An 11,756-nucleotide genomic window follows, 5' to 3' on the forward strand; every position below is an offset into this window, starting at 1 on the left:
TTAATATTTATGCTTAAGTGCCCACAAATGCAGTAATTCACTGGCAATCGTTGCAGCGGCAATGGCGGTAAGCTCACTTTGGTCGTACGACGGGGATACTTCAACCACATCCATTCCCACCATATTAATGCCTTTAAGTGCGCGTAAGATTTTAAGCACTTTATCAGAGGTTAAACCACCACACACGGGAGTGCCCGTACCTGGTGCAAAGGCGGGGTCTAAACAATCTATATCAAAGGTTAAGTAAACCGGTAAATCACCCACTCGCTCAATAATCTGAGCTGCAATATCGTTCGCATGCAGATCATTGGCTTGCATGGCATCAATCACTGCAAACTCATGCTTGCTTTGATCAAAGTCAGTACGAATACCTAGCTGAATACTGTGATTAACATCAATTAACCCTTCCATTGGCGCATGATAAAACATGGTGCCGTGATCAAAACGCGAACCGTTACTGTAAGTATCAGTATGCGCATCGAAATGCACTAACGCCATTTTGCCATGAATTTTTGCATGTGCGCGCAATAGCGGTAAGGTTACGAAATGATCGCCGCCCAAGCCTAGCAATGTTTTACCTTGGCGAAGTATTTGCTCTGCAGCCATTTCTAGTTGCGCGGTAAAATATTCAGGGTCGCCTACCGGATAGGTAAAATCGCCAGCATCCGCCACGGTTAAGCGCTCAAACAACGGAAATGTCCACGGGTACTTCGTATCTTCCCACGCTAAATGCACTGACGCTCTGCGAATAGCATCAGGTCCTAAGCGGGCACCAGGGCGCCCTGAAGTGGCCAAATCAAACGGTAAACCCAGTACCACTACATCGGCTTCAATCGCGTTAATGTTTTGTACCATAGGACGACGTAAGAACGTCATCCCATTTGAGTACAATGAGTGGTCAACACAACCAAACAAGCTAGACATTGCTTATAACTCTTCTAAATAAGTGTAGCCATCAAGGCCGCTTTGCAACTCGTCTAAAACGCTTTGCTGTTCATCAGGTGCAATTTTTGCGCTCACTAACTGCGCATATGACTGCTGAAAACCTTCAACATCTAAATGTACATAACGCATCATGTCAGCCACAGTATCACCATGATTAATTTCTGTAATACTAGCAACACCTTGTTCATCCATATTGATAATAGCACTGTGCGTATCACCAAATAAGTTATGCATATCACCTAAAATCTCTTGATAGGCACCTACTAAGAAAAACCCCATCAAATATGGTTTATCTGCTGTGAACTCAGGTACTGGCAATGTACTTTCAATACCTTGACCATCAACATAGTGCTCTAAAGCGCCATCAGAATCACAAGTAATATCCAATAACACCGCACGCTTTTGCGGTGCTTGCGTTAAACCACTTAATGGCAATACTGGAAACACTTGATCAATTCCCCACGCGTCAGGCAATGACTGAAACAATGAGAAATTTACAAAAAACTTGTCCGCTAAACGCGCATTCAGTTCATCAATAATCGGTCGATGAAAACGGTTTTTGTTATCCATTAATTTGTTTAGTTCATAACACACACGCAAATTAATTTGCTCGGCCCATGCACGTTGGGTTAAATCTAATAATCCCATCGCAAACTGACTATGCGCTTCAGCTAAATCACCTTGGCTGTCGTGAAAAATCTCAATTAATGCACGGTCATCAGTAAGCACATGCAATTGTTGCCATGAAATCCACATATTTTTAAGTAACTGCGGCGCATCATCAGCTGGCGCTTCTATTTCTTCCGGTGTATACGTTTCGGTGCCAATTACATTGGAAATCAGTACTGCGTGGTGCGCCGTTAATGCTCTTCCCGACTCTGAAATAATAGTAGGAAAAGGCTGTTCATACTGCTTACAAATATCGCCTATGGTGTACACAATATTATTTGCATATTCAGCCAAGCTATAGTTCATTGAGTTGTGAGATTGACTGCGCGTGCCGTCATAATCAACCGCTAAACCGCCGCCTACATCAAGGCACTCTATGTGCGCGCCCAACTTGCGTAGTTCACAATAAAAACGTGCGGCTTCACTTACACCTAAACGTACATCACGAATGTTAGCCATTTGCGACCCTAAGTGAAAATGCACAAGCTGAACTAAATCAAGCTGATCTGTTTCTTTTAAGCGGTTTACTACATAAAGCACTTGAGAAGCAGATAACCCAAACTTAGATTTTTCACCGCCACTGGCCTGCCATTTACCTTTGCCTTGCGAGGCTAAACGCACACGAATACCAATACGCGGTTTTACATTAAGTTCTTTGGCTTGGCTAAGCACCATGTCCAGCTCAGATAGTTTCTCAAGTACGATATACACTTTATGGCCCAGCTTTTCGCCAATCAGCGCTAAGCGCACATATTCTTTATCTTTGTAGCCATTACACACAATCACCGCACTGGTTTTTTCAGCCAGCGCTAATACGGTTAATAACTCTGGCTTGCTGCCTGCTTCTAAACCTAGCTGTTTTTTTTCTACTTGTGCTTGGCTGGCAACAATTTCTTCAACAACTTCACGCTGTTGATTTACTTTAATTGGATAAACTAATAGGTAGTCTTTTGGATAGCCATAGCTTTCTATTGCGGTATTAAATGCACCACATAGGCTATGCACACGATGGTGTAATATTTGTGGAAAACGAACGAGTGCTGGCAAACTTAAGCCTTTTTCTTCAAGCTGCTTAGCAATGTCTGTTAGTGCAATGGTTTGCTGTGGGGCATCAGCCTTTGGCGCAACATACACATCACCTTGATCATTAATACCAAAAAAACCTTGGCTCCAATGACGAACGTTGTAGCTCGTACGAGCTTGTTCTAGTGATGTTGTCTCTTTCATTTATCTTTCTCTTTTATTTATGAATGCCAAACCGGCTAGTTGCGCGCATTAAAAGAAAAATAGTGATTCATGTCCAACAAGTATTTCTACTCGTAACGAGTGATGATTGAAATTGATAAAAAAAAACACTCAATAGCGCAATATTAGCCAAGCGCAAGCTCCATAAATAAGCTGTTTGGGTTTGCTTTGTATTCACCAAAAGGTTCACATTGCACAAACCCTAAATTCTCATAAAGGTGAATTGATTGTATTTGTTTTGGCCCTGTTTCTAGTTTTATAACTGGGATTTTTTCCTCGCCAGCATGGTATAATAAAATTTGCATAATACGGCGCGACAAGCCTTTTCCGCGATAGCTAGGTTTTACATATAAACGGCGTATCTCGCCATAGGGCTTTGTATCAAATTGCATAACAATCGCCCCGCAAGCAATAATCCCCTCTTCATTTTTCAAGCCTATTGCATACACATTGGGTTGGCCTAATTGACTAACTGACAATGACTGCGCTGTAGCTACTGGGTATAAAGAATTAATAAGTCTGTCGATATCAGAAAAAACAGTAATCACATCCGGATCATCAGGGGTTAAATCTATTAACTGCATGGGCTATCTCTAATTCTTTTTCATATTTGTTAGCAAACTATAACGCATTGTAACGAATGAACAATAACTATGTTTTATGTGATTACCTTTAAAAATACCGACACAAAATTATTATTGCAAAATAAAAAACAATAGTTTTGACCTATAGGTACTATGATGGGCGTATAATGCAATCAATTAGAGTGTAAGTTAGGAAGAAATGATGTGGTTTAGCCCAAAAAAAAGAAAACAGGCGTTTGCAAAACAGCTAGTTAATGTACACGAAGCAGCTGCGATTATCGTTAACAACGACAACATTGTTATTGCAGTGAACGACGAGTTTAAATCGCTAAGTAGGACACTTAACCAAACTAATGATACCAATACATTAACCTATTTAAATAAACAGTATAATCCAACAAGCAAAACTATTGCTTGTGGAAATAACTTGTTTTTAACCCAACATATTAGCCCACTTACATTAAAAGAGCTTGATACATGCTCGCTTCATGTATTTAAGCCAGAGCCTATGAGAGTGTTAGATGAACAAGCTTGGCAAACACTACTGAGCTTAGGTGGAGATATCTACGCAGTCTTCGATGATAATGAAAAGCTTGTCGCGAATAATTTAGATACGTTGAACAATGCCGATGCTGGACTACTGCCCAAAGAAAACACTAAATTGCTAAACGTTTTACAAGGTGCCTTAAACAGCGAGCACGGTTCACTGTGTTTATCTGTAAAAGACAATATTTATTATAATGTAGCCCATACTACTTTTAACTTTAATAATTCGTTGTTGTCTGCATTTGTGTTGTCGAAACAATCGCAAGTGGAAGACTATAAGCAATTTGAACTGTTATCTAAAGTGGTCAGCAATACCAGCACGAGTGTACTTATTACCAATAAAGATGGCTTAGTAGAATATGTTAACCCTGGCTTTGAAGTACTTTCAGGTTATACACTTGCAGAAGTAAAAGGCAAAAAGCCAGGCAATTTCTTGCAGGGTGAACAAACAGACAAAGAAACAGTTAAGCGGATTTCAAGAAACCTCAAAAATAAACAACCATTTTATGAAGAAATATTAAATTTTGACAAAAATGGCGTGCCATATTGGATCGTTCTGTCGGTAAACCCAACATTTAATGATAATGGCCAGCACACTGGGTTTGTGGGCGTCAGTTCAGATATTCGCGAAATTAAACGCCAAGTACTTGAACAAATAAACCAAAAAGATGCAATAAGTAGCCACTCGGCCGTGATTGAGTTTAATGAAGATGGCCAGTTTTTATCCGCCAATGAATATACTAAAAGGCAATTAAACATATCTGATGGCTCAAACATAGCGAGTGTGTTTGGTAATTTAAGAGAGTATTTAGACGCTTCACGTATTCAAATGCTCAACCAAGGTAAACCGACTGAAGTAATGATGTCATTAACGCATCAAAATGAAGACGTAACGCTAGATTGCATTATTTCTTCTATTACCGATTTAAACGGTAAAATTTCTAAATATGTTGTATTTGGTAGTAATGTATCTTCTAGAAACAAATTAGTTACTGGAACGCATCAATCAATGTCAACGGTATTAGGGAAAATTCAAACTACGGTCACCACCATTAATGCCGTGGCAGATCAAACTAATTTACTTGCTCTTAATGCGGCCATTGAAGCTGCAAGAGCTGGTGAAGCTGGACGAGGTTTTGCCGTGGTTGCTGACGAAGTACGTAACCTTGCCAAAACGTCAAACGAAGCAGCGGCACAAATTGGGCTTTTAATAAATGAAACTCAAACGCACGTTGACGAGCTAGCTTCATTTTTAAAATAATCGAATTGTTTGAGTACGCTTAACGTCTTTAGTTTTAGTGGTTTTCATAAAATAAGTCCTAAATGTGTAAACACATTTCAGGACAGGCAATGCATAAAATAAAAAAAGCGCTGACGAGCGCCTTTTTATGCAATTAAAGCCCTTGCTCATCTGCCATTTTTTTAACTATTTGTGGTGCCGTCCAAAGTGACGGTAGTAACACAAACGAAACTGGCACCGCGGTCACCACAATAAAGGACTGTAAGGCTGAAATTCCGCCCTCGCCTATAGAAATAAGCAACGCCGCCATCACCCCCATCATGATCCCCCAAAACACTCGAATAGACGTTTGTGGGTGATCGGTACCCGTCATTACCATAGATACCGAATAAGTCATTGAATCACCGGTTGTTGCCACAAAAATAGTAGTCAGTACTAAAAATAACACCGACACAACAAACCCCATGGGTAACTGCTCAGTAATGGCTAACAATGCCGCTGGTAAATTAAGCCCTGCGAAAGGTTCTGATATAACACCGGGGTTATTTAACTCAAAAAAGATGCCTGAGCCACCCACAATAGTAAACCAAAAGCAGGTGATCACTGGCGCAACCACAGAAATAAGTAAAATCATTTCACGGATAGTTCGGCCTCGGGATATACGTGCAACGAACATAGCCATTAATGGGCCATAACCTAAAAACCAGCCCCAAAAGAATACGGTCCACCAGTCTAACCATGGTTTATCAGCACGAAATGTAGCCATAGGAATAAAGTTATCTAAGTACAAACCGAAGGAGTGAATGTAACTGTCGATAATAAACGCAGTTGGCCCCATCAGTAAAATAAACAACATCAGTACTACAGCTAATACAACATTAAAACGGCTTAGTAGCTGAATACCTTTAGTAACGCCACTTACCGCTGAAAGTGTATAAATGCCAATTAAACTAAATAAAATAACCACTTGTGTGGTGTAGGTGTCAGGAATACCAAACAATTTATCTAGGCCAAAACTCACCTGTAAGCCTAAAAAACCAATTGGGCCCACAGTGCCAGCAACCACAGCGAGTACACAACATGCATCAACAATTGTACCAAGCGCCCCTTTCATAGCACGATCGCCAAATACGGGATAAAGCAAAGTACGTGGTTTAAGTGGTAAGCCTTTTTCGTAATGAAGATGCATATAAACAATGCCGGTCAAACTGCCTAAAATAGCCCAGGCTAAAAAGCCCCAGTGCATAAAGCTTTGTGCAAGGGCGTTATAGGCGGCATCATTAGTGCCAGTTTCACCGCCAAATAACGGGGGCGGAGAAATAAAGTGTGCCATTGGCTCTGCTGCGGCCCAGAATACACCGCCACCAGCAAGCAAAGTACACATAATAATACTTATCCATTTGAAGGTAGATATTTCAGGGGTTTTTAAACCACCCAGCACCACTGAACCGGTGCGACCTACGGCCAAAAATATACCAATTACAAAGGTTAATAACAGCAGGACTTGCCAAAAGGCGCCAAATATTTTGGTGGAGAAGGCAAAGGCAGAGTTTATCCAATCCGACATCAGTTTTATGTCGTACAGTGCCAGCGCGGCAAATAAAACTAATATACCGCCACTGATTAAAAAAACGGGTATATCAACCCCTTCCAGAAACTTTACCCGGGAAGAATGTGTTTCACCCGACTTTAAAGCTGCTTTCGTGGTATTCATTTATCGCTCCTAATGGTTCTTTAAAGTTACCGACATAGCGACATACCATGACACCACTCTAAACCCTAGTTTCAACAAACGACAAAGCAACTCAAAAGCGAGTTTCAAGTACTTGTCGTGTTCACGTTTAGATAATGTCACAACAAGTAGACTTATTGCCAATTGCTAACTAGTTTAACGCGTTAAAAACGCTAAACCAATGCCGCAGCAATGATTTGTGCAATAGTTACACAATAATAAACAATAAATTACATCTAAGTAGCAAATAAACAAAAAATATACATTTCTGCTTTAGCTAAAGCGCAGTAAGTGACTAAACGTTACTGCCTAATGAGAGCGTAAACAAAGCGACTTATCGATTAGGATAACTAAATTTGCCGCCTCAGTAAGTGAGTAACACGAGATTATTGATGCTGTTTATGCCATGTTAAATAGTTACTGTGTGTTAATGGCCTCGCAAATAAATAACCTTGCACCGCGTTTACACCCATAGACTTTAATATATGTAGTTGCTCAGTACTTTCGACCCCTTCGGCTACAATGTTAATATCTAAACTATGACCTAAACCAATAATAGACTGCACAATGCTTTGCCCTGATGCGTTATCTAGCACTTTATCAATAAAGCTTTTATCTATTTTTAGTTCATCTATCGGAAAAACACTCAAGTGTTTTAAACACGAATAGCCAGTACCAAAGTCATCAATCGAAAACACAAACCCCTGCGATTTTAGTTCTTCCATTTGCTTTACCGTACTCATTAAATCACCCGCTAACATTGACTCAGTGATCTCTAATTTAATTTGTGAGGGTGATACATCATATGTCTTAATCGCTTTGAACAACTCTCCTTTTAAAGTAGAAGAATTAAACTGACATTGGCTAATGTTAATAGACACATTAAATTGGTTTTTCAGTACTTTATGAACACGAAGCGTTTCCAGTAAAATACAAATATCGCGCAATACAATGTTTTGTAACTTTTGAATTAAGCCAAATTGCTCAGCAATCGGAATAAACGCATTAGGAGAAATTAGCCCTTTGGTTGGGTGGTTCCATCTTATAAGTGCTTCTGCACCAATAATACTGCCGTCAATTGATAATTGAGGCTGAAAGTAAGCACAAAATTCATCACATGCAATCGCTCTTACTATATCTGTTTCAAGCTCAGTTTGATTTTCCAGTAAGGTTTGCAATGCAGGATCGTAAAAACTACTACTATTACCGCCCTTCATTTTAGAGCGGTACATAGCGGTATCTGCAAACTTTAAAATATTTTCGCTAATGGCATTGGCGTTATTAATTAAACATATACCTATACTGCAGCTTACCTGAAACGCTAAATCCCCTACCTCAAACTTGTCGTAAAAAACGCTTTGTACCACTTTAGCCATTAATTCTGACTCAAGACTCGCTTGCTTATGGCTATCTCCTACATTCTCAATGAGTATAATAAATTCATCACCGCCAACGCGGGCAAGGGTATCTGTTGGGCCTAAAACACCAGTTAGTCGCTGTGAAAGCTCAACCAGTATTTCATCACCGGCATTGTGCCCTAATGAGTCGTTTATACGTTTAAAGTTATCTAAATCTAAGAATAAGAGTGCACCGGTATGGTCAGACTGCTTAATTCGCTCCACATACATGCTTAGTCTATCATTCAGCAACCTTCTATTTGGGAGGTTTGTAAGCGGGTCAAAAAATGCTAACCGTTGTACTTCTTCTTCTACAGCTTTACGAGTAGAGATATCTCTGGCCATCCATACCACATGTCGCTGCGAAGGATTATTAGGTTGATAACTTTCAAGCGGGGCTGTTCGCCCCTCAAATGTAAGCTGCTTACCTTTTATATTTAGCTGATACTCAAACACTTGGACTTCATTGGTCTGTAGAGTCTTGTCAATTACCGCCATAATAGGGCTGGCATCCTCGGGCAGCATAATGTCTCTAACATTTTGGTTAATAACGTACTCTTGGCTTAAATATAAGCTTTCATTAGCAGTGCCGTAGACGTTGGTATACTCGCCCTCTTCACTCAAAATAAGAGTAAGATCGGGAAGTACTTTTGTAAAGGATTTAAACTTTTCATTACTTTGCTGTAACTCTGCAAGCAATGCTTCTGATTTCAGTGATTCGGTGTGCTTTTCTAAAGCAATACTGGTGAAATCAACAAAAAAGTCTATTAATTCTAAGTCTTGTGGTGTTGGTGACTTGGCACTGTCATGATAAATTGCAAAGGTGCCTAATATATCTGATTGGGTTGAAATAATAGGGGTTGACCAGCACGACCTTAAATCAAAATTCAATGCCAACGCTTTATAATTTTCCCATAAGGGTGATGTTGCAATATCTGAGGCAATAATTCGCTTTTTTTCATACGCTGCAGTACCGCATGAGCCAACGCTGGGGCCTATATGCACGCCATTAATGGCGTCACAGTAACCCTTTGCAATATTAGGGGCTGCACTATGAAATAGCTGCTCACCTTTGAGCGTTAATATAGAGCACTTTGCAGAAGCGTCTTCAATCAGCTCCTCAATAGATAAGCAAATATTTTCAAGCACCTCATCAAGTGGTGCACCCAAGGCTATTTTAGATAATATACTTTGTTGCTGAGAAAGCAGCTTTCTGACTCTCATTATTTCAATCAAATTATATTCCTCAACAATCACTTACGCTAAATGCGCCGCTATATTCTTATAAAGTGCTGTTTATAATAAATTATTATAGTAGCTCGACTATACATAATATTGAAATTAGCATCCATTGTAATTTAGTCTATTGCGCGAGCCTAGGCACTTATGAAGGATTTAAATACCTCCTAAATGAATAATTTATTATTGTGACGTATGCAAGTGCCCTTTATTAAATACTTTGTTACTTAAAAGTACTGTTTAAAATCATCAGGCTATTTATAATAGCTAAAATATAAATAATTGGTGAGGTTAGTGTGCAAATAACACAAGGTATGGAATATTTTTTTTCCGGGTTTAAGTTAATTAGTCAAAAAGGGCTAAAACGCTTTGTGCTTATACCCCTACTTATTAATATTTTATTATTTGGTAGCTCCTTATTCTTTTTATTTGGCTGGCTTAGTGATGGCTTTAACGCTGTAAATTCAATGCTTCCAGAATGGCTTAGTTGGCTCGAATGGCTAATGTGGCCGATTGCTGTGCTGGTGGTGCTGTTTAGTTACAGTATGTTATTTACCGTTATTACTAACTTTATTGCTGCCCCTTTCAATGGCTTACTTAGTGAAAAAGTAGAGCTATACTTAACTGGTCAAAAAATTAACGATGACGGATTAGCTGATTTAGTAAAAGATGTGCCGCGAATGCTGGGCCGAGAATGGACTAAGCTTTGCTACTACCTCCCACGCGCTATTGGCTTTTTTATTTTATTATGGGTGTTACCGGTAATAGGCCAAGTACTCTGGGTACTCTTTACCTGCTGGATGTATGCGGTGCAATATAAAGATTATGCTTTTGATAACCATAAAGTCAGCTTCACTCAAATGAAAAGTGACTTAAAAGGCAAACAAGGGTTATCTTATGGGTTTGGCTTTGCAGTAATGCTGTTAACCGCTATCCCTTTCATAAATTTAATTGTGATGCCTGTGGCAGTATGTGGCGCTACGCGGTTATGGGTTGAGCATTACCGACCACAATATCGTAGTTAAAAAAATGGGCCAGTTGGCCCATTTTTTATACTCGCTAATCGATTAACTATATAAGCTTTGTGGTACTTTAATTACATTTAAGTGTACCGTTATTTCTTCACGATCATGGTACAAATGCTTAGCTTGTAATTCGTAGCTGATACCGAACTTCGCCATTTCTTCTCTAATCATTTTTAGACATTCATACACACTGTCAAAGCGTTTTTTCATCGGTAATTTTAGATTGAAAATAAGCTCTTTTGCATAGGCATTTACTGCCCAGTCAATCATCAGGTTGGTTACTTTCGTAGGTTTTTCTACCATATCGCAAACTAACCAAGTGATATTTCTTTTTTCTGGCCGATATTTAAAACCGTCTTCTCTAAAATGTTTTACTTGCCCTGTTTCCATTAAACTTTCATTCATTGGGCCATTATCTATCGCGCTAACAAACATACCACGGCGAACTAACTGATAAGTCCAGCCGCCTGGGCAAGCACCTAAATCAACGCTGCGCATCCCAGCCTGTACTCGCGACTCACGCTGCTGCTCAGGAATAAACACATTAAATGCCTCATCTAACTTAAGGGTTGAACGGCTTGGGCCATCGCTTGGCATACGTAAACGTAAAATACCCATAAAGAAAGGTGAGTTGTTATAACTGTAAGAGTAACCCACATACGCAGTATTATTAGCTAAAAACAGCACATGCATCACTGGACGATTTGCTTTTGGTTCACGTAATACGGTGTTTTGTTTCTCGAGTGCTTTTTTAAGTGGAGTTGATATCTTTTTGCAAAAAGTCAGTAACTCTTTGCCCTCGTTGGTATCGGGTGTTTCTACTCGCAGCTCAGAGCATAAAGTAAAGTCTTTTGCGGCATCAACAATAGCGCCCACTCTATCCTCTACAGGCATATTTTCTATCAAGTTACCGGCAAACCATTGGCGTGCGAACACCATATTTTTAAAATCAACTTTTTTGATTATTTCGTCGCTGTGTTGCGCTTCAAAACATTCATAAATAACATAACCGGTATTTGGTTTAGCTTTTACATACCCAGCAAACCCTTGCTCGGCCGCGTGAAACGTTATTTCAGCAGCGGCATCGTTTTCAAAACCACTACGACAGTAAATCACAACACTAGACATATTAAC

8 protein-coding genes are annotated in these 11,756 nt (G+C 39.6%); 2 read left to right on the plus strand and 6 right to left on the minus strand.

Annotated elements, in window-relative coordinates:
- From speB to AC27JR_RS11625, 3 genes are all read right to left on the minus strand, one after another.
- Positions 1 to 924 (minus strand): agmatinase, encoded by a 924-nt coding sequence (gene speB, locus AC27JR_RS11615; RefSeq protein ID WP_036982103.1) that lies wholly within the window; start codon positions 922 to 924, stop codon positions 1 to 3.
- A gap of 3 nt (positions 925 to 927) precedes the next feature.
- The gene (speA, locus tag AC27JR_RS11620) at positions 928 to 2,841 is read right to left on the minus strand and encodes a biosynthetic arginine decarboxylase (RefSeq protein ID WP_487173684.1); all 1,914 of its coding nucleotides are present in this window, start codon (positions 2,839 to 2,841) and stop codon (positions 928 to 930) included.
- 143 nt (positions 2,842 to 2,984) lie between these two features.
- Complete coding sequence (locus tag AC27JR_RS11625; RefSeq protein ID WP_131691268.1) at positions 2,985 to 3,443, minus strand: GNAT family N-acetyltransferase; 459 nt, start codon at positions 3,441 to 3,443, stop codon at positions 2,985 to 2,987.
- Positions 3,444 to 3,645: 202 nt separating this feature from the next.
- On the opposite strand from AC27JR_RS11625, the gene AC27JR_RS11630 reads away from it, so the two are divergent.
- A complete protein-coding gene (locus tag AC27JR_RS11630) occupies positions 3,646 to 5,250 on the plus strand; it encodes a methyl-accepting chemotaxis protein (protein WP_131691920.1) in 1,605 nt (534 codons plus the stop codon).
- A 133-nt stretch (positions 5,251 to 5,383) separates the two neighbouring features.
- Here the strand turns inward: AC27JR_RS11630 and AC27JR_RS11635 are convergent, their stop codons facing one another.
- Positions 5,384 to 6,943, minus strand: coding sequence for a BCCT family transporter (locus AC27JR_RS11635; protein WP_008115194.1), 1,560 nt, complete (start codon positions 6,941 to 6,943; stop codon positions 5,384 to 5,386).
- A 404-nt stretch (positions 6,944 to 7,347) separates the two neighbouring features.
- Complete coding sequence (locus AC27JR_RS11640) at positions 7,348 to 9,594, minus strand: putative bifunctional diguanylate cyclase/phosphodiesterase (protein ID WP_487173686.1); 2,247 nt, start codon at positions 9,592 to 9,594, stop codon at positions 7,348 to 7,350.
- Positions 9,595 to 9,911: 317 nt separating this feature from the next.
- On the opposite strand from AC27JR_RS11640, the gene cysZ reads away from it, so the two are divergent.
- Positions 9,912 to 10,622: a sulfate transporter CysZ gene (gene cysZ, locus AC27JR_RS11645; RefSeq protein ID WP_370587363.1), complete on the plus strand. Its 711-nt coding sequence runs from the start codon at positions 9,912 to 9,914 to the stop codon at positions 10,620 to 10,622.
- A gap of 42 nt (positions 10,623 to 10,664) precedes the next feature.
- On the opposite strand, the gene rlmM is transcribed toward cysZ, so the two are convergent.
- Positions 10,665 to 11,750, minus strand: coding sequence for a 23S rRNA (cytidine(2498)-2'-O)-methyltransferase RlmM (gene rlmM, locus AC27JR_RS11650; RefSeq protein WP_076920284.1), 1,086 nt, complete (start codon positions 11,748 to 11,750; stop codon positions 10,665 to 10,667).
- Between the last annotated feature and the right edge of the window lie 6 nt (positions 11,751 to 11,756).

It is taken from the genome of Pseudoalteromonas sp. NH0006-26 (genome assembly GCF_057552415.1).

Bases quoted from the DNA above. Each gene is read 5' to 3' on its own strand.
- speB (WP_036982103.1), bottom strand. From the start codon at position 924: ATGTCTAGCTTGTTTGGTTGTGTTGACCACTCATTGTACTCAAATGGG.
- speA (WP_487173684.1), bottom strand. From the start codon at position 2,841: ATGAAAGAGACAACATCACTAGAACAAGCTCGTACGAGCTACAACGTT.
- AC27JR_RS11625 (WP_131691268.1), bottom strand. From the start codon at position 3,443: ATGCAGTTAATAGATTTAACCCCTGATGATCCGGATGTGATTACTGTT.
- AC27JR_RS11630 (WP_131691920.1), top strand. From the start codon at position 3,646: ATGTGGTTTAGCCCAAAAAAAAGAAAACAGGCGTTTGCAAAACAGCTA.
- AC27JR_RS11635 (WP_008115194.1), bottom strand. From the start codon at position 6,943: ATGAATACCACGAAAGCAGCTTTAAAGTCGGGTGAAACACATTCTTCC.
- cysZ (WP_370587363.1), top strand. From the start codon at position 9,912: ATGGAATATTTTTTTTCCGGGTTTAAGTTAATTAGTCAAAAAGGGCTA.
- rlmM (WP_076920284.1), bottom strand. From the start codon at position 11,750: ATGTCTAGTGTTGTGATTTACTGTCGTAGTGGTTTTGAAAACGATGCC.